General features: G+C 70.6%; 15 protein-coding genes. 9 read left to right on the forward strand and 6 right to left on the reverse strand.

Annotated features, from left to right (window positions below):
* Positions 1 to 30 precede the first annotated feature (30 nt).
* Positions 31 to 1,194: an NlpC/P60 family protein gene (locus ACFPCY_RS33250; RefSeq protein ID WP_378261884.1), complete on the reverse strand. Its 1,164-nt coding sequence runs from the start codon at positions 1,192 to 1,194 to the stop codon at positions 31 to 33.
* 1,906 nt (positions 1,195 to 3,100) lie between these two features.
* Between ACFPCY_RS33250 and ACFPCY_RS33255 the strand changes: the two genes are divergently transcribed.
* The 3 genes from ACFPCY_RS33255 to ACFPCY_RS33265 all read left to right on the forward strand — a co-directional run bounded on the left by ACFPCY_RS33255 (position 3,101) and on the right by ACFPCY_RS33265 (position 7,592).
* Positions 3,101 to 3,592 (forward strand): hypothetical protein, encoded by a 492-nt coding sequence (locus ACFPCY_RS33255; protein ID WP_378261886.1) that lies wholly within the window; start codon positions 3,101 to 3,103, stop codon positions 3,590 to 3,592.
* A 365-nt stretch (positions 3,593 to 3,957) separates the two neighbouring features.
* Positions 3,958 to 4,794, forward strand: a complete 837-nt coding sequence (locus ACFPCY_RS33260) for a MerR family transcriptional regulator (RefSeq protein WP_378261888.1) — start codon at positions 3,958 to 3,960, stop codon at positions 4,792 to 4,794.
* Positions 4,791 to 7,592, forward strand: coding sequence for a VIT domain-containing protein (locus ACFPCY_RS33265; protein WP_378261890.1), 2,802 nt, complete (start codon positions 4,791 to 4,793; stop codon positions 7,590 to 7,592). The genes ACFPCY_RS33260 and ACFPCY_RS33265 overlap by 4 nt, the downstream gene beginning before the upstream one ends.
* 142 nt (positions 7,593 to 7,734) lie before the next feature.
* Here ACFPCY_RS33265 and ACFPCY_RS33270 read toward each other — a convergent pair whose 3' ends face one another.
* Positions 7,735 to 9,231 carry an MFS transporter gene (locus ACFPCY_RS33270; protein ID WP_378261892.1) on the reverse strand — a complete coding sequence of 499 codons (1,497 nt, stop codon included), beginning with the start codon at positions 9,229 to 9,231 and terminating at the stop codon, positions 7,735 to 7,737.
* A gap of 75 nt (positions 9,232 to 9,306) precedes the next feature.
* On the opposite strand from ACFPCY_RS33270, the gene ACFPCY_RS33275 reads away from it, so the two are divergent.
* Together ACFPCY_RS33275 and ACFPCY_RS33280 are read left to right on the forward strand one after the other, a co-directional pair.
* Positions 9,307 to 9,720 (forward strand): MarR family winged helix-turn-helix transcriptional regulator, encoded by a 414-nt coding sequence (locus ACFPCY_RS33275; protein ID WP_378261894.1) that lies wholly within the window; start codon positions 9,307 to 9,309, stop codon positions 9,718 to 9,720.
* Between the two features lie 73 nt (positions 9,721 to 9,793).
* Complete coding sequence (locus ACFPCY_RS33280) at positions 9,794 to 10,321, forward strand: hypothetical protein (protein WP_378261895.1); 528 nt, start codon at positions 9,794 to 9,796, stop codon at positions 10,319 to 10,321.
* 36 nt (positions 10,322 to 10,357) lie between these two features.
* Here ACFPCY_RS33280 and ACFPCY_RS33285 read toward each other — a convergent pair whose 3' ends face one another.
* The 3 genes from ACFPCY_RS33285 to ACFPCY_RS33295 all read right to left on the reverse strand — a co-directional run bounded on the left by ACFPCY_RS33285 (position 10,358) and on the right by ACFPCY_RS33295 (position 12,683).
* A complete protein-coding gene (locus tag ACFPCY_RS33285) occupies positions 10,358 to 10,609 on the reverse strand; it encodes a hypothetical protein (RefSeq protein WP_378261896.1) in 252 nt (83 codons plus the stop codon).
* Positions 10,606 to 11,772, reverse strand: a complete 1,167-nt coding sequence (locus tag ACFPCY_RS33290) for a hypothetical protein (RefSeq protein ID WP_378261897.1) — start codon at positions 11,770 to 11,772, stop codon at positions 10,606 to 10,608. Before ACFPCY_RS33290 ends, ACFPCY_RS33285 begins: the two co-directional genes overlap by 4 nt.
* Before the next feature lie 185 nt (positions 11,773 to 11,957).
* Complete coding sequence (locus tag ACFPCY_RS33295) at positions 11,958 to 12,683, reverse strand: SDR family oxidoreductase (RefSeq protein ID WP_378261898.1); 726 nt, start codon at positions 12,681 to 12,683, stop codon at positions 11,958 to 11,960.
* 95 nt (positions 12,684 to 12,778) lie between these two features.
* Here ACFPCY_RS33295 and ACFPCY_RS33300 point away from each other — a divergent pair, with 95 nt between their 5' ends.
* The 3 genes from ACFPCY_RS33300 to ACFPCY_RS33310 all read left to right on the forward strand — a co-directional run bounded on the left by ACFPCY_RS33300 (position 12,779) and on the right by ACFPCY_RS33310 (position 15,378).
* Complete coding sequence (locus tag ACFPCY_RS33300) at positions 12,779 to 13,618, forward strand: LysR family transcriptional regulator (protein ID WP_378261900.1); 840 nt, start codon at positions 12,779 to 12,781, stop codon at positions 13,616 to 13,618.
* 223 nt (positions 13,619 to 13,841) lie between these two features.
* Positions 13,842 to 15,029: a hypothetical protein gene (locus ACFPCY_RS33305; RefSeq protein WP_378261902.1), complete on the forward strand. Its 1,188-nt coding sequence runs from the start codon at positions 13,842 to 13,844 to the stop codon at positions 15,027 to 15,029.
* 61 nt (positions 15,030 to 15,090) lie between these two features.
* The gene (locus ACFPCY_RS33310) at positions 15,091 to 15,378 is read left to right on the forward strand and encodes a hypothetical protein (protein WP_378261904.1); all 288 of its coding nucleotides are present in this window, start codon (positions 15,091 to 15,093) and stop codon (positions 15,376 to 15,378) included.
* A gap of 10 nt (positions 15,379 to 15,388) precedes the next feature.
* On the opposite strand, the gene ACFPCY_RS33315 is transcribed toward ACFPCY_RS33310, so the two are convergent.
* Complete coding sequence (locus ACFPCY_RS33315; protein ID WP_378261906.1) at positions 15,389 to 16,342, reverse strand: LysR family transcriptional regulator; 954 nt, start codon at positions 16,340 to 16,342, stop codon at positions 15,389 to 15,391.
* A gap of 116 nt (positions 16,343 to 16,458) precedes the next feature.
* On the opposite strand from ACFPCY_RS33315, the gene ACFPCY_RS33320 reads away from it, so the two are divergent.
* Positions 16,459 to 17,223, forward strand: coding sequence for an alpha/beta fold hydrolase (locus tag ACFPCY_RS33320; RefSeq protein WP_378261908.1), 765 nt, complete (start codon positions 16,459 to 16,461; stop codon positions 17,221 to 17,223).
* The last annotated feature ends 379 nt before the right edge of the window (positions 17,224 to 17,602 follow it).

The raw sequence follows: 17,602 nt of genomic DNA on the forward strand, positions 1-17,602 counted from the left end.
ACGCCGTTCCCTTTCCGCGTGGTCACGGCGTCATCCGGCGGGCCGGGTGGCGCCGATCAGGTCTCCGCGCCAGATGGACGAGATCCGCACGGTGGCCCCGGTGTAGGGGGCCTCCACCATGCGGCCCCGGCCGATGTAGATCCCGACATGGTGGATCGTGTCCGGATCCGAGGTGTCCCTGGCGAAGAAGACCAGGTCCCCCGCCCTGAGGCGGCCGAGGGGCACGTGCGGGCCGGACGTCCACTGGGTGCCCGTCCAGTGGTCGAGGCGGATGCCCGCCTTGTTCCAGGCGTAGAGCACCAGCCCCGAGCAGTCGAACCCGATCGTGTCGGCCCCCTGGTCGATGCCGTAGGTGGGCCCTTCCGTGTCGCCCCCGCCCCACGAGTACGGCGTCCCGAGCCATCTCAGCGCCGCGCGTGCGGCGATGACGCCCTGCTCCGATCCGGCGGGAAGTCCTGGGAAGTCATGTCGCGCCTTGGTGGCTTCGGCCGCTTCCAGGGCGGCCGCGCGTCGCTGCGCGAGGTCCGCCGCGCGCGCACGAGCCGCCCCTAGGGTCTGCTCTAGCTGCTTCTTCTGCGCGTTGATCTGGTCTACGAGGGTCTTCTGCTGATCCAGGATCTTCTGGGCCGCGCTCTTGGCCTCGTCGGCCCGCTCCGTCTGCGCCTGTTGGTCCTGGTACGCCTGCTTCGCCTCGCGGCGGAACACGTCCGCGACGTTCCGGGACGCCTCGACCCGCTTGATGATCTCGGTGCGCTGACGCGCGAGGATCTGGACCATCCCCGCCCGGTCCATGAACCCCTGCGGCCCGCCCTCGCCCGCGAGCACGACGGCCCAGGGCTCGTAGCCGGTGTTCTGCCGATAGGCGTCGGCGGCGAAGGACGCCAGCTGCCCCTGGGTGTCGGCGTAGCGCTGCTGAGCGTCGGTCACCCGTTGCTGCGCCGCCCGGTACGCCTGCTGGGAGCGTTCCAGCTTGACCCGCTCGCCGTTGTAACGTTCCACGGCCACCTCGGCGGCGACCGCGAGGCGGTCGAGCTCGCCGTCCGCCTGGGCGAGGAGGGCTTTGGCGCGTCCGACCGCCTCCGCCTTCGCGCGCACGTCCTGCTTGCCTTTGGCCACATCGTCGGCGCTGGGGACCGGTTTCCGGACGGTGCGCGCGGCGGCGGGCATGGCCTGCGCCGCTACAGGGACGACCATCAAACCGACGGCGATTCCAGTGGAGACGGCGACCAGCCGTAGCGCCGCCTCAAGGGAAGTGAAGGCGGTCGCGCGTCGGCGGGGTGCCGGGGTGCACATTGACGGGAACACGGTCCTCCCCCTGCCGAATTTCACACTGAGCCAACATCAACTACTCACAGTAATTGCCTTGCGACTCGATATGAACTTCCGTCAGGGCCGTTTCCGGATTTCCCGTCAGGCGCAGCCGCACGGACCTTCCAGTCCGAACAGTCGCACCAGCCGAGGACGCGCGGGCGCGCGCGGCGGAAGCGTTCCGCGTGGATGGCTGAATACCGGCACCGGCGCACCGTAGGCGGCCCGCAGTTCCGCTCGGGAGCGCACGCCCAGTTGGCCACGACGAGCTTCCGGACGGCTTCCGGCATGCCGTCCCACGACCCTTACATCCGGCGGTTCAGCCGGTTCGTCACCCTCGGCCGGCGCCGCAGGTGAGCGCTCGTGTCAGGCTCGTCCGGATCGGCCGGATTACGGAGCGTCTCGGCGTTTCGAGGCGCGTCCGTCCGGAACCGGGCGCGGATTCACCCGGCTGTCCTGCCGGAGCCCGAACGCGCTCGCGCTCACGTCATCGTCCTCAGTGGCCGGCTGCGGTAGGCGACCCGGAAGCCGTGGCGGGCGGAACGCTATGCGAAGACGTCGTCTGCTGCGGCGGTGGTCCGCTTCCCGTCGGCGCCTGCGAAGGGGGCGGCGGTGGCGGGCTGGTGGGCGGCGGTACGGAAGAGGTCGGCGGTACGGAAGTGGTCGGCGGCGAGGACGGAGGCGTGGACTTGGTCGGAGGCGCAGATGGTGGTGGCGTAGCGGACGGTGGCGTCGATGGAGGTGGCGTAGAAGAGCCAGGTCCCGTGGGAGGTGGGCTGCTGGGCGGCGTGCCAGGCCCCTGCCCTTGGCCGGGCGGCGGCGCGGCACGCCAGGTCACGTGAACGCTCAGCCCGCTTGGGGCGAACGTGATGACCGCCTCGCCTTGGTCATTCGGCGCACGGGATACGTGGACGCCAAGCGTGATGCTTTGGCCAGGTGCAAGGTTCCCGGACGAGGCGGACAGACGCACAGGGCCGCTCACTCGCACGCGCCACGCAACGGGCTCGTTGTCCGCGTGAAGTTCGATCTGGCCGTCGGAGCCGTCCGCCAGGTCGAGATAAAGCGGAGATACCGAGAATGCTCCGGACTCATCGGATCCGTCCGGATTCTGGACCCCGCCGGACCGGAGTTGCTTCGCGGGCGTGGGTGGCGACGCCAATGCCGTTGGCGGAGCAGCAGATCCAGTGGCGCCGAGTGGATACGTCGCCGAAACCGGTGTCGCGTCGCTGCGGCCGGTGGATTCTCGCCGTCCGCTGCCGGGAAGGTGGTCGGACGGCGGCATCGTCGGGCGGGCCCCCGCTCCGCCCGCGACGTCATGGGTTCTCTCCACATGTCCTGTCAGTGTCAGGAGGGCGGCGAGACTCGCTCCCGAGAGCAGCACCAGTGCCGCTACAACGGCCGCGATGAGTTTCGGCGATCGCCAGCCGGGACGTGTGTCGGCCAGGGTTTCGGGCTGGTAGGTCTCGTCAACGGCAGCGAGTTCGTCCGTGTCCGCCTCGTCCGTCTCAGATACCGGGATAGCGGCCAAGTTCGTATGGGCCGTGCGCCGACGCCACGTCACCCGCCGCGCGAAGACGGAGCGGCGAGGCCAGATGGGAAAGCCCTCGGAGTTGTAGTCGGCGACCCGGGTGGCGATGAACAGGCGGTAGCCGACAAGCTCCGGGTCGAGGAAGCTGTCGAGGACGCGCTCGCGCAAGTCGTCCGGTAGAGGCGCCCACGGCAACAGCCCGAAGACCTTCGGCGCGGACACCGTGCGTGGTTTGAAGGCGGCGCACTCCTCACACTCACCGGCATGGAGGACGAGTTCTTCTCGCAATACCGGCGCGAGCTCGCCGTGTCGCGCGCGCAGGAGGCTTCCCCGTTCGGGACAGCCGAAAGGGCCTTGGTCTGCGAGGAGCTCCGCAGTAAGAGCGGTTTCCAGCTCGGCGACTGCGGCGTCCAGCTCGTCCTCGACTTGTTTCAGGCTCGTCCTCGTCACGCGCGCGACGTCTTCGGCTACGAGCTCGTGCCGAAGATGGAGGTCCAGCAGTTCCCGGTGCGTCGGCGACAGCGCGGTGACGGCACGCCAGGCCAGCATCCGTTCATCGACGTCGTCCTGGTCATGGCTGGCGACGGGGAGGTCCGGAGCGCGATCCCGGTCCGGCTCGCGCCGGTCGCATTCCAGCCTGGCGAGGGCGTAGAGCCAGGGACGGAAGAGTTCGGGCGCGGCCAACCGCTCGATCTGCGCCTCGGCCACGACGAATGCGTCCCGGACAGCGACCCGCGCCGCGTCCTGCTCGCGTAGCCGCATCCAGCAGTAGGCGTAGAGCCGCTCAGCGTGGGCGTCGTAAACGGCGGCGGGTGCACCCGGATCCCGCGCGCGCAGCGCCTCGACCAGGAGATGGTCGTCCATGAGCAGAAAGGTAAATGCTCCCCTGGCCTTTTACCCGCAATTTCAAAACTTCAGAGGAGTTCGTCGGCCACTCTCGATAGCAATTGTTCGCCGATTCGGGAATTGCGGCTTGTGGGCCACTTGCCCGACTTAGATGCTTCGATCCGTCTTCGCCGCGAACTGCCCGCTCGTACTCGGCGCCGCGCAACGAAGGAGAAGTTCGACCTTCTCGTGGCGCGGATTTGACACTGTCACGATGACAGTGTCATCATCGAGTCGTGGACGAGACCTGGACGATCAGCGAACTGGCGGAGCGCGCGGCGACCGCCCTGGCCGCCGACGGCGTTCCCCGGGTCAACGGCCGCGTCCGCGACCTGCCGAACGAGCGGCTGATCCGCTGGTACACGAGCATCGGCCTGCTCGACCCTCCCCTGGGCCGCCGGGGACGCGTCGCCCTCTACGGCCCGCGGCACCTGCTCCAGCTCCTCGCGGTCAAGCGCCGCCAGGCTCTCGGCCGCTCGATCGCCGAGATCCAGGTCGAGCTGGCCGGCGCGCCCGACTCGCTGCTCCGCCGGATCGCCCTCTCACCGCCGGATCCCGCCGCGAACGGCACCCCGGATTCCGCCGCGAACTGCACCCCGGATTCCGCCGCGAACTGCACCTCGGAGCGCGCTGCGGACGGCGTCTTGGAGCGCGCTACGGATGTCGCCGCGGGTCTCGCTGCAGAACGCGGCGCTGCGGAGGGCGCTGCGGAGGGCGCTGCGGAGGGCACTGCGGAGGGCGTGGACAGCGTCGATGACACTGTCAGCTCCCGTATCGAGATCGATGTCGCCCGTCCGCGCGACACCTTCTGGACCGTCCGGCCCAGCGCCCGGTTCCACCCGGAGCCGGCGCCGGAAGCGGCTCCGGACGACGCGCCCGCCCTCGTGCAGGGGGTCCGGCTCGCGCCCGGGGTCACCGTCATCGTCGAGACCCGGCATCTGGGCGGGGACGACCTCGCCGCGATCGCGGAATCGGCCGCACCTCTGCTCGACACCCTCCGGCGACGCGGTCTGCTCGTACCGTCCGACCGCGGCGGCTCCCCTCATCCGAATCCTCCCGGGAGGCACCCGTGACCGTGCGCATCACCTCGCTCCCCGAACCCGCCGCCCCTCCGGTCCCGGACGGGGGGCTGGGCGCGCTCAGCACCGAGAAGGGCAACCTGCCGCTCGACTCGGTCGACGTCCACGCGGCCGTGAGCGGTCTCGCCGCGTCGGTCACCGTCGTGCAGGGGTTCCGCAACCCCTACGACGTCCCGTTGGAGGCCACCTACGTCTTCCCGCTGCCCGACCGGGCGGCCGTCACCTCCCTGCGCATGGAGGCCGCCGACCGCGTGGTCGACGGCGTCCTGAAGGAACGCGGCCAGGCCCGTCAGGAGTACGACACCGCCATCGCCTCGGGCCGCCGCGCCGCCATCGCCGAGGAAGACCGCCCCGACGTCTTCACCATGCGCGTCGGCAACATCCTCCCCGGCGAGCGGGTGACCGTACGCCTCGTCCTCAACCAGCCTCTTCCCTTCGAGGCCACCTCCACCGCAAGGGACGCGCTGCACGGCACAGCCGGAACCTCCGGCGGGCCCGGCACCTCCCAGGCATCCCCCGGCGGCTCCGAGGCTTCACGCGCGTCCGCGGGCGAGGCGACGTTCCGGTTTCCGCTCGTGGTGGCTCCGCGCTACATCCCCGGTGCGGCACTCGACGGGGCGCCGGCCGGGTCGGGGGTCGCGGCCGACACCGACGCCGTGCCCGACGCGTCCCGGATCACCCCGCCCGTCCTGCTGCCCGGCTTCCCGAACCCGGTGGCGCTCTCCCTCACCGTCGAGATCGACCCGGCCGCGCTGCCGCTCAGCGAGATCCGCTCGGCGCTGCACGTCGTCGCGGAGGAATCCTCCGACGCCGGCGGCGGCGACCGTGTGACCGTGCGCCTGCGCCCGGGCGAGCGGCTGAACCGCGACTTCATCCTGCGGCTGGTGTACGGCACGCCCGCCGCGGGCGACGCCTCGCTGACACTGACGCCGGACGCGGAGGGCGACGAGGGAACCTTCACCTTCACCGTGCTGCCGTCCACCGAGACCAGACCCGCGCGCCCGCGCGACGTGGTGCTGGTCCTCGACCGCTCGTACAGCATGCAGGGCTGGAAGATGGTCGCGGCCCGGCGCGCGGCGGCCCGCATCGTGGACACGTTCACGCCCGACGACCGGTTCGCCGTCATGTCGTTCGACAACACCGTCGAGTTCCCGCCCGCCCTCGGCGCGGCGCTCGCCGCCGGCACGGACCGAAACCGCTTCCGCGCCGTCGAGTACCTGGCGACCGTGAACGCCCGCGGCGGCACCGAGATGCTCGAACCGCTGGAGCAGGCTGCCGCGCTGCTGCACCAGCCCGGTTCCGGGCGCGACCGCGTCCTGTTGCTGGTGACGGACGGCCAGGTCGGCAACGAAGACCAGATCCTCGACCACCTCGCGCCCGCGCTCCGCGATGTGCGGGTGCACACGGTCGGGATCGACCGCGCCGTCAACGCCGGATTCCTGAACCGGCTCGCGTCCGTCGGGGGCGGTCATGTCGAACTGGTCGAATCCGAAGACCGGCTCGACGAGGCGATGGAGCGCGTCCACCACCGCGTGGGCGCGCCGCTGCTCACCGACCTGTCCCTGCGCCCGGACGGCCTGGAATTCATCGCGGACACGATCGCGCCGAAGCGGCTGGGCTCGATCTTCCCCGGCGTCCCCCTCGTCGTGACCGGACGCTACCGGGGTGAGCCCTCGGGCACGATCGTTCTTCACGGCCGGGCCCCGGACGGCTCGCCCCGCGAGCACCGCGCGCAAGCTGTCCGCACCGACGCTCCGATGGCCGCCGCGCTCTGGGCGCGAGCCCATCTGCGCGACCTGGAGGACAGCTACGCCGCGCACGGTTCGCTCGCCCTGGAGCAGCGCATCGTCGCCACGTCCCTCCGGTTCGGGGTGCTCTGCCGCTTCACCGCGTTCGTCGCGATCGACACCCGCGTCGCCACCGAAGGGCAGACCCCGCATCGCGTGACCCAGCCGGTCGAGCTCCCCGACGGCTGGGACCAGTCGGCCGGTTACGGCAGTGCCGCACCCGACAGCCTCCTGACCTCGCGCGCGGTCCCTGCCGCATCTGCCGGCTTGCCCCCACAGAGCGCCCCGCCCTCGCCGAGCGCCCCGCCCACACCGTTCGCGCCGAGCGCCCCGCCACCGCCGAGCCCGCCGCCCGCGCCGGGCGCCCCGCGCGTCGTCCCCGCCGCCCGCAGGGCGAGGCCTGCCAGGCCGTCCGGTCCGTCCCGCGGCAGCAGCCGTCGCGACGCCTACGCCGGGTTGGACGACGATCGCTACCTGGTCGAAGACGATCTGGACGTGCCGGACTTCCTGAAGGCCGGTCCTCCGGCCTCCACGCCGCCCTCGCCCGCTCCCACTCCGCGTGCTGAGGGAACGGGCCAGGGAGGTAGCGGAGGCAGCGCATCCGCGGTCCCTTCGGCAGGGACACAGCCGACGTCCGAACCGCCGCTGCCGGACGCGTCGGCTCTCACCTGGCCCTGGAACACCCTGAAGGAGGAGCTCGACCGCATGGAAGCGGTCCACGCGGCCGACCACCGTGCCCATCTGGTCGGCACCACGCTGCCGATCCTGAGCGCGATCCTGACCGACGGCCGGGCTCTGACCCCGCAGACTCGCGAGATCCTCACGCAGACGGTGAAGGAGCTCGAACTTCTCCGCGATGACACCGCTGCGCGGTCGCTCGCCGAGGAGAGGGCCGACCAGCTCGTGATCGATGTGTGGTCGAGAACGCTCAGCACCCTGAAGAAGCTCCTGACGCACCAACCGCCGCCGCCCAGCCGACCATCTTTCTGGAAGCGATCCCGGTAGTCACACGTGCCGTCCGGGCGCGATCCGCAACCGACGGCCGGCACGTAACGACGACCTCCCTATATGCGGACGCTCCGCCGCCCGGAGTGGGCGGCGGAGCGGGGCGCGATGTGGAGGGCGCGCTGGGAGTTGGGGTCGGGCGTCAGGGCTCGATGGGGTCGGGGGCCGTGGCGCGCGAGCGGTTGAGAGAGAGGAGGGGGATCAGGTTGAAGGCGAGGCCGACGATGGCGACGCCGGTGACCAGGTTGAGGCCCGGGTGGAAGGGGGCGAAGCCGCCGCCGGCGTGGGAGTCGCCCGCGACCAGCGCGGTGACGGCCGCGAGGACGAGCGCCGCGCCGACCTGGCCGGACGTCTGGACGAGGCCGGAGGCCAGGCCCTGCTCGGAGTCGTCGATGCCGTCGGTGGCCTGCGCCATGATCGAGGAGAATCCGAAGGCGAAGCCGCCGCCCAGCAGGATCATCGTCGGGAAGACGGTGAACGCGTAGTGCGGGGTGTTGCCGGCGGTGGCGAGGAACCAGACGTAGCCGAGGGCGAGCGACACCATCGAGCTGATGATCAGCCGCGAGGTGCCCCAGCGGTCGATCAGGCGGCCGACGAACGGTGAGCCGACGGCGACGATGAGCCCCGCGGGGAGCAGCGCGAACGCCATCCGCAGCGGCGTCCAGTGCAGGACGTCCTGCAGGTAGAGGGTCATCATGAACTGGAAGCTCATGTAGGACCCGAAGAGCGCGATGATGCTGACGTTCGCGCGGACGATCGTGCCGACGCGGAGGATGCCGAGCCGGATCAGCGGGTGCCGGACCTTCTGCTCGGTGATCACGAAGCCGATCAGCAGGGCCGCGGCGACGACGATCGAACCGATCGTGAGCGGGTCGAGCCAGCCGCGGTCGGGCGCGGTGACCACGGTGTAGACGGCCAGCAGCATGCCGGTGGTGAGGGTGATCGCCCCGACCAGGTCGTGGCCGCCCTCGGCGGCGGGCTTGTCCCGGGGGATCAGCGCGATGCCCACGACCAGGGCGATCAGCGCGAGCGGGACGGGGGTGAGGAACGTCCAGCGCCAGCCGACGCTGGTGAGCAGCCCGCCGAGGATCAGCCCGGAGGAGTAGCCGCTCGCGCCGAAGACCGAGAAGACGGACAGGGCCCGGTTGCGGGCCGGTCCCTCCTGGAAGGTGGTGGTGAGGATGGACAGGGCGGTCGGCGCGGTGAACGCGGCGGCCAGTCCCTTCACGAAGCGGGTCGCGATCAGGAGCGTGCCGTCGTCGACCAGCCCTCCGATGAGGGAGGCGACGGCGAACACGCCGAGCGCGATCAGGAACACGCGGCGGCGACCCAGCAGGTCGGCGGTGCGGCCGCCGAGGAGCAGGAGCCCGCCGTAACCGAGGACGTAGCCGTTGACGATCCACTGCAGCGAGGTCGTGGAGAGCCCGAGCTCGGTGCCGATGGACGGCAGCGCCACGCCCACCATCGACACGTCCAGCCCGTCGAGGAACAGCACGGCGCACAGCACCGCGAGCACGCCCCACAGCCTGGGGGTCCAGCTCTGCTCGGCCGGCGCCTCGGAGGCCGCCGGCGTTCCGGTTGCGGACGCAGGGGAGGTTTCGGTGATGGTCACGTCGGAGGACGATACATGCACGTGCATCCAATGTCCAAGCAATAATTTCCAACGAATTTAATTCGGGTGCATCTGATGCGTCCGCCGGGTAGGATGCGCGGCATGGCACCCCACCCCGGCCTGGTCGACCAGTGGCGGTCGCTCGTGACCTGCTACAACGCGGTCGCCTGCGCACTCGACCGCGCGCTCCACGACGCGCACGGCCTGACGATGAGCGAGTTCGAGACCCTGGACCGCCTCGTCGAGGCCGGCTGTGACAAGCGCCGCGTCCAGGAGATCGCCTCCGACATGTACCTGAGCCAGAGCGCCCTCTCCCGGACGATCGCCCGCCTGGAGAAGAGCGGCCTGGTCGAACGCGGCATGTGCGAGTCCGACCGGCGCGGCGTCTTCGTCGCCCTCACCGAAGAGGGCCGGAGCCGCCATGCCGCCGCACTCGTCACCCACCGCGCGATCCTCGCCGAACACCTGACGCCGTCCGGCGAGAACGCCCCTGACCGGGTCGAACTCCTGGCCTGAAGCCGCCCCCTCGGCACCCCGGGCGAGCCGTGGTTGACTTTGCCCTGCGGTGATCGTTCCTAGGGGGCCTGTGGTGGATGCGACGGTCCGGCTCGACATCGGCTTCACGCGGACGACGAAGGCCGAGGCCATCGTCCTGCCGATCGTCCTCATGGCGGCCTTCGGCTGGCTCGCGATCGGGCTCGCCCGCGGTTACGGCGTCCCCGGCGCGGCGATCGGGACGATCGTCTTCCTCACCGTGTCCGGGCTGCTGATCACCGCGGCGATCCGGATCTTCCGCCACCGGACCTGGCTGGAGGGAACCACGCTGGTCATCCAGCACGCCTTCCGGACGAGTCGTTTCGACCTCGCCCGCGCGGACGTCATGATGCGCTGGGCCGAGGAGCAGGACAATACGTCCGGCCCCCAGACCGGCGTGATCGCCATGGACGTCCGCAACCCCGGAGAGAGGCGCAAGTACCGCCTGCGCCTGCTCGACTCGCGCAACCGCCGCCTTCCGCCCGACCAGCTCCTCGCTCTGGCCGACGCGATCGCCGCCCGCGACGGCTCGCCGCCCGTCAGCGCACTGACCCTCCGCGACCTCGCAACCACCGCCCCCTGACCGTTCGTCCACTTCTGGGGGTTCGCGAATTACGGGCTAGCGGCGGGTTTTCAGGGTTCGGCGGAGGACGACGGCCAGCATCGCGAGGACCGCGACCGGGGTCAGCCAGAAGGCCCAGCGCAGGTCCAGGCTCATCAGCGCGCAGCCGACCAGGGCCACAGCGACGCCGATCCCGACGACGCGGCTTTCGAGCAGATCGCCCTTACGGAACGTCCATCGGCCGGTGCCCAGCACGACCAGAACCGCGATCGCGAGGGCCGCGAAGGCGAGAGCCAGCACGTAGTTCACCGATCATCACCTCCGATCGCGGGACCCCCGGGCCACAGCGCCGCAAGGTCGGACGGCGTCAGCGGATCCCGGTAGGCGGCGCGCAGAACCGTCCCGCTCAGCTCCGGATCTCCCGCCTCCGCGAGACTCACGAACCAGTCCACACCGGCCGGATACGCCCACAAGTAGGACCGCAATCGCGGATCAGCGCCGCGGTCGCTCAGCACGTCGGCGATCGCGGCGTCCGTCGCCCAGGGCATGTCCCGTTTCGCCCGGACGACCAGCTCCTCGATCGACACCTCGCCATCGTTCAGCGCCAGATGCAACCCGCCTCGGACAAGCTGGTTGTAGTGGTCGAAGCGGACACGCGTCCGCAGCAGCGGATCGTCCGGCGCCGCGAACAGCGGCAACGCCTGCGCGAGCCCTTCCAGCAGCACCTGATGCGGGGCGTGCACCGACATCAGCCGCACCCACGGGACGTCCTCCGCCGCGCTGCGCGCCGACCAGCTCGCGCTCTGCAGCCCGTGCCCGAGCACCTCGTGCAGCGCGAACTGCCTGGCCGCGACCTCGCTGAACGTGATGTTCCGCAGGTTCAGCCGCAGCCGGACACGGCTACCCGCGCCGTCCAGCCAGTACGCCCAGTAGGCGTCCACGTCGGCGCTCTCGACGCTCAGCTGAAACGGCGCGGAACTGCCGGTCAGCTCCCGGACGGCCGGCTCGAACGCGTCGGCCGCGGCCCGGATCGCGTCCGGCGCGTCCTCGTTCGGAAGGTATCCCTCGACGGCCCGCAGCTCACGCGCGGCGCCGGGCCCCCACGCGATCCCGACTCCGGCCAACGCCTCGCGCGCGAGATCACGCCGGTGCGCGATGTACTCGTCCGTCCACCCGAGCGCCTCACACCCCTGCGTGGCGCGGACGTACTGCCGCAGCGGCGGCCGCTCGCCCAGCAGAGCGCCGACGTAGGCGATGTCCGCGTCGAGCCGCGAGGCGAGCCACCCGTCGGACGCGCGCTCCCGCAGTTCGATCAGCCGCCGCCGGACCGCCAGCCGGTCCCCGACCTGCTCGATCTCGCCGCCGGACGGCGGCGCGCAGTCGAAGTCGATGATCTCCGCCGTCCCGCGAGACACCTCGTACGCGTGCCAGCCCCGAAGCACCGCCTCGGCCTCGTCCCGCAACCCGATCACCGGACGAGGCTATCGACCCCGCACGACCAACCCCGCCGCCACCACCGCGATCACGATCATCCGCGCGCGGGCCGCCACCACGGCGGTCACGGCCATCACGTGTCCGCAGCGGCGGCCACGAACGGCAAGGCGGTCACGACACCACGGCGGTCACGAACGCAGTCACGGCCGCCCGCCGCGCTTCGTCACCAGGGGACGACTCCGGCGTCCTCGGAGAACGAGCCGGACGGGCCGTCGTCGGGCAGGGTGGCCAGGCGGATCGCGATCGCCGCGCCCTGCTCGGGCGTCCGGACGCCGCGGAATCCGTTCAGATCGGTCGCGCAGAATCCGGGGCAGCCCGCGTTGATCAGGATGTTCGTGTCGCGCAGTTCCTTCGCGTACTGAAGGGTCACGGCGTTCAGGAACGTCTTGGACGGCGCGTAGGCGACCGACAGGGGCCCCGTGCCGCCCGCGTCGGCGGCCTGGCGCGTGAGGGAGCCGACGCTGCTCGACATGTTCACGATCCGGGGCGAAGGGGACCGGCGCAGCAGCGGCAGCAGCGCGTTCGTCACGCGGATGACGCCGATGACGTTGGTCTCGACGGCCGCCCGGACGGCGTCCAGGTCGGCCGTCGTGGGCAGCTGCGACCTGCCGCCGACCACGCCGGCGTTGTTGACCAGGACGTCCAGGCGTCCCTCGGTCTCCTCGATCTGCCGGGCGGCGGCCTCCACGGACGCGTCGTCCGTGACGTCCAGGGCGACGCCGAACGCGTCCACCCCGGCCGCGCGCAGCTTCTCGACGGCGGCCTCCCCGCGCGCACGGTCCCGGGCGCCGACGCCGACGCGCCACCCGAGCGCGCCCAGCCCCGCCGCGATCTCGTATCCGATTCCCTTGTTGGCGCCGGTCACCAGCGCGGTCGTCTTCTCGCTCATGTGCCTCATCCTGCGTCCCGCCCCGGCGGCACCTCCAACACCGTCTGGGTTGCCTGCCATACCCGGAAGGTATCGACCTGGCGTACCGTGGCCGCATGGAGACGCGGGAGCTGCGCTACTTCGTCGCGGTCGCCGAGGAACTGCATTTCGGCCGCGCCGCCGAACGTCTGGGCATCGCCCAACCACCCCTGTCGCGGGCGATCCAGCAGCTCGAACGGCGGCTCGGCGTGACGCTGCTGGAACGCAACCACCGTTCCGTGGAGTTGACCGAGGCCGGAGCCGTCCTGCTGCGTGAGGGCCGCGCCGCCCTCGACGCGGTCGCCGCCGCCGATCGCCGCACCCGCCGCGCCGCTGCCCCGCGGCCCAGCCTCATCCTGGTCACCAAGGCGGGCGCGTCGGGCGAGCTGCTGTCCAAGCTCCTCGACGCCTACGCCGCCGAGCCGGGCGCGATCACCGTGGACGTCGAACTCTGCGGCATCGGCGAGCAGGAGCGCCGCCTCCGCGACGGACGGGCCGACGTCGCCCTCCTCCACCTGCCGTTCGACTCGATCTCCGGGCTCGACACCGAGGTGCTGCGCACCGAGGGCCAGGTCGCCGTCCTCCCCGCGGGTCACCCCCTCAGCACCCGTCCTCACCTGCGGATGGCCGACCTCGCCGATCTCCCCGACCTGCCCTTGCCGCGCTGGCCGAAGCCGAACGGCGGTTACCCGGACGGCCCCGGCCCGAAGGTCCACGACCACACGCAGCTGCTCCAGCTGATCGCGCTCGGCAGGGCCGCGGCCGTCCTGCCGGAATCGTGCCGTCCGCTCCTGGACCGCTCCCTCACCACCGTCCCGGTTCTGGACGCTCCGCAGGTCACGACCGTGATCGCCTGGCCGTCCCACAGCCGCTCCCGCGCACTGGCCGCCTTCGTCGAGACCGCGACCCGCCTCTGACCCTCACGCTCTGCCGCTCACTTTTCGACTCTCACCCGCGCCACACCTCGCTGTCCGCGTGGACGAACCGGACCAGCCGCTCGGCACCGCCCCGGATCGGCCCCTAGCGTGGAGCGGAACCGGGACCACCGCCAAGATCACGAATCCACGCCGCACCTGGACGCCCGGCGCTCCGGCGATCGAGACTTGCCCCGACGTCCCGTCCGGTGAGGCTAGGAGGAGCATGCAGCAGAGCCCCGTCCCCCCGCAGGGGCGCCGTCCGATCTCGGAGGCCTCGGAGACGCTCCCGCCCGGGCCGCCGATCGAGGAGCTGCTGGCCGCCGTCCCTCCCGACGACCGGGCCGCCACGCTGGTCGAACACCTCAAACCGCACACGTCGGGCGACTCGCTCGCCTGGATCGCCGAGCTCGCCCGGGTGGCCGAGGCCCACGACCTCGACCTGCCGCAGATCCGGCGGGCGTCCACCGACCTCGCCTGGCTGGCCCGCCTCGCCGAGCAGCGCTGCCCGGACGACCGCGAGTGGGGTCCCGCCCGCGGCGTCTCCGGATCACGGACGCAACGCCTCGTCCTGGTCTACGTCCACGGGCAGCGGCTGCGCTTCGACTACCGCTTCCGCGAACTGCGGACGCGCTGCAACCGGTGGCTCGGCGAGTTCCACGACGACGCCCTCGTCCTCAGCCTCGCCGCCTTCGCCGCCCTGGGCTCCCGCGCGTCCAACGGGCTCGACCTCTACCGGCGCGCCGTCGAGGCCCCGGACGCCGACGACAAGAGCCGCAATCTCGCCCTCACCGCCATCTGGTTCGCCGAACACCTCGAAGGATCGGCCGAAATGCTGCTCAGCCTCTCGGAAACGATGATGGCGCGCGGTGAGGGGAACGCGAACGTCCACTACCGCCGCGCCTCCGCCCTCCGCCGCCTCGGACGGTACGACGACGCCCTCACCGAGATCGACCTCGCCATCGACCTGTTCGGCGTCGGCAACATGCTCGTCCACGAGCAGTACGCCCAGGAACGCCGAGCGATCATCGAGGCTCGCGAGATGCGCCTCCAGGCGGAAAGCGTCCGGGACGTCCTGAGCGAAGAATTGGCCGCCCGCATCGACGAACGCGTCAACGAAGCCGCCGCGGCCATGGAAGAACGCATCGAAGACGCCTCCCGCCAACTCACCCAGCGGGTGGCCGTCGCCCAGGAACTGGTCTCCGAAGGCCTGCTCAAAATGGTCGAAGTCCTGGGCCTCTTCGTCACCCTCCTAGGCTTCCTCATCGGCTCCGGCACGGTCATCATCAAAGCCAGAACCTTCCAGGAACGGGCGATCACGATGGGACTCGTCGTCCTGGGCGCCATAGTCTTCTTCGCCCTCCTCCGCCAGATAGTGGGCACCCGCCGCCGGAAACACCCTCCGACCCCCTGACCTGTGCGACAGGCACGCCCAGCGCCATGAAGCCGTCGGCAACTACCGAGGCCGCCGCCTCATGCTCAAGCGAGACGAGCCTGCACGACTCGTACAAAAATTCGCCGAAGCCGCCGGTTGGAGATTCCTCGGACTCATAGAAATCCTCAAGCGTGCCAGTAGGGACGATCTGCCTATCGTACGTTACGCGACGCTGTTCGCGATCGCCGACGCCGAATGGCCCGAGTGTCTGAGTCTGGCAAGAGATCTCACCAAGGCCCCGGACCCGGAGGTAGCCCAGCTCGCAGGTCAAGTACTCGAAGCGTTCGAAGAATACAGAACGACAGGCGAGCCCCAGCACAACCAATGACGACGGCCGCTCATGCGTCCACGTCAAGCCAATTGAAGTCATCAACCAGTTCGTTCGTCCCCGTCAAGCTATTCGCGTCGCGGCGCTGCAGTTCGCGACAGGCGTCCAGCAAGGCGGTCAGTCGCTTTGACGGCGGATCAGGGCGCGTGACCAGAAACGTCTGCACGGCCGGGGCAGGTTCATTGAACGGACGAAAGGCGATGCGCGGAGCCGGCTGAATCTCGGCCTGGCCAGCGTAGTAGACCGTCCAACTCGGTCTGCCGGTGGCGATGGCGGCCAAGGTGTCCTGGTCCGTGGTGAATTCGGGGCCCATCACAGGCTCGAAACCGGCCGCACGGCAGGCGTCCACGACCGTATCGACCAGGTGCGGATTGGTCTGTCGGGGCACGATCCGCAGCGGCAGCCCGGCCAGCTCCGCCAGGTCGATCCGCTCGCGGGCCGCGAGCTCGTGCGAGGCGGGAAGGGCGGCGACCAGGACGTCCTGCCACAACGGCAGAAACTCCAACTCCGGCCCGTGGTCGATGCCGCGGACGAAGGCGGCGTCCAGCACCCCTTCTCGGACCTGCGCAAGCCGGGTCGGCGGCGGCGCGCTGACGAGTTCGACGCTCAACTGCGGCGAGCGCTGCGACAGCGTGGCCAGCAGCGCGTCCAGGCGGGATCCGAGTCCGACGTTGGTACCGATGCGCAGGGTCGTCTCCTGCTCGGCCCGCAGCGCGGCCATCGCCTCGGTCGCCGCACGTTCGGCCCGCAAGATCTCGCGAGCGTGCACCAAGAACATCCGGCCCGCCGCGGTCAGGGTCACGGTCCGGGTCGTCCGGTCGAACAGCTCCAGACCGAGCTCCCGCTCCAGCCGCCGGACCTGCTGGCTCACGGCCGGCTGCACGATGTGCAGCCGTTCGGCGGCGCGCCCGAAGTGCAGTTCCTCGGCCACGGCCACGAAGTACCGCACCTGCCGCAACTCCACGACACCCTCCCATTCATCACGAACCGTGATGAGTCTAGGAGCATTTCCGTCATTGGTCGCTCCCGCCTCAGCCGGTGAAATCACCCATGTCACAGGCGCACGAAAGGACCGGCAAGATGGGATACGCGACCGTCAACGACACCCGGCTCTACTACGAGGACCTCGGCTCCGGCCGTCCCCTGGTTTTCCTGCACGGCTGGGGCACCAGCGGCCGGGTGTGGGACGCGCAGGCGGCCGACCTGATGACCGACCACCGAGTGATCACCCTCGACATGCGAGGTTGCGGCCGCTCGGACCGCCCCGCCACCGGCTACACCATCGCCGAGGCCACCCGCGACCTGCTCGCCTTCCTCGACGTCCTCGAACTGGACCGCCCGACACTGATCGGGTCGTCGATCGCCGGCGCCTTCCTCATCGAAGCCGCACTCGCCGCCCCAGACCGGATCGGCGCCATAGTCCCGGCGGACGCAGGAATGCACCACTTCTCCCGCCTACAAGAGTCGATGGACGAGTTGCTGGCGAACCTGCACGCTGACCGCGCGGGCACCCTGGCCGCCTTCGTCCCGAACTGGTACCGCCCGGGAGCGAGCACCGCGATGATCGACTGGACCGTCCGCCAGCTGCTGGACGCCACCCCTCGCATCGACGGCCTCGTCATCGACCAGGCCGGCTACGACCCGCGCCCCCGACTCGCCCAGGTCCGGGTGCCCACCCACTTCCTGCACGGCGAACTGGACGCCGAGGTCCCCCTGTCAGTCCCGCAGGAGTGCGCCGACCTCATCCCCGCAGCCCACCTGACGGTGATCGAAGGCGCCGGCCACATGGCCCAACAAGACCAAGCCGCCCGCTTCACCCAGGCCCTCCGCAAAATCCTCAACTGACGGCTCGCTCCAAACACCACCGCCCACCCGACCCCGAGCAACACGGCGCCCAGGCGAGCTCAACGTGGTTCCCCTGGCGACGAAACGCAGAGAGGCCCCTTCCGGTGATCGGAAGGGGCCTCTGAGGTGGAGCCGCCTGTCGGAATCGAACCGACGACCTATTCATTACGAGTCTCACGAGCGAGATCCGCACTCGTCCAGAGTTGTCCGCTGATCTGGTAGGCAGCCTTCCCGGACGCTCCCTGGTTCCATGTCTGTCCAGGCCCGTCCAGACCCGCCGTTAGCACCCGCGTTAGCAAGAGCACGCGCTACCACCTCGATGCGAACCACCGGCACCCAGCACCTCACCACCGCCCGCCCCAGCTACAGCGTGCGCCGA

The organism is Actinomadura gamaensis (assembly GCF_042652125.1).
Taxonomy (GTDB): Bacteria; Actinomycetota; Actinomycetes; order Streptosporangiales; family Streptosporangiaceae; genus Spirillospora; species Spirillospora gamaensis.

What these genes read in the sequence shown, in the direction of transcription:
- ACFPCY_RS33250 (WP_378261884.1), bottom strand. Translation starts at nt 1,194, where the DNA reads ATGGTCGTCCCTGTAGCGGCGCAGGCCATGCCCGCCGCCGCGCGCACC.
- ACFPCY_RS33255 (WP_378261886.1), top strand. Translation starts at nt 3,101, where the DNA reads ATGGAGGACGAGTTCTTCTCGCAATACCGGCGCGAGCTCGCCGTGTCG.
- ACFPCY_RS33270 (WP_378261892.1), bottom strand. Translation starts at nt 9,231, where the DNA reads ATGCACGTGCATGTATCGTCCTCCGACGTGACCATCACCGAAACCTCC.
- ACFPCY_RS33275 (WP_378261894.1), top strand. Translation starts at nt 9,307, where the DNA reads ATGGCACCCCACCCCGGCCTGGTCGACCAGTGGCGGTCGCTCGTGACC.
- ACFPCY_RS33295 (WP_378261898.1), bottom strand. Translation starts at nt 12,683, where the DNA reads ATGAGCGAGAAGACGACCGCGCTGGTGACCGGCGCCAACAAGGGAATC.
- ACFPCY_RS33300 (WP_378261900.1), top strand. Translation starts at nt 12,779, where the DNA reads ATGGAGACGCGGGAGCTGCGCTACTTCGTCGCGGTCGCCGAGGAACTG.
- ACFPCY_RS33305 (WP_378261902.1), top strand. Translation starts at nt 13,842, where the DNA reads ATGCAGCAGAGCCCCGTCCCCCCGCAGGGGCGCCGTCCGATCTCGGAG.
- ACFPCY_RS33310 (WP_378261904.1), top strand. Translation starts at nt 15,091, where the DNA reads ATGCTCAAGCGAGACGAGCCTGCACGACTCGTACAAAAATTCGCCGAA.
- ACFPCY_RS33320 (WP_378261908.1), top strand. Translation starts at nt 16,459, where the DNA reads ATGGGATACGCGACCGTCAACGACACCCGGCTCTACTACGAGGACCTC.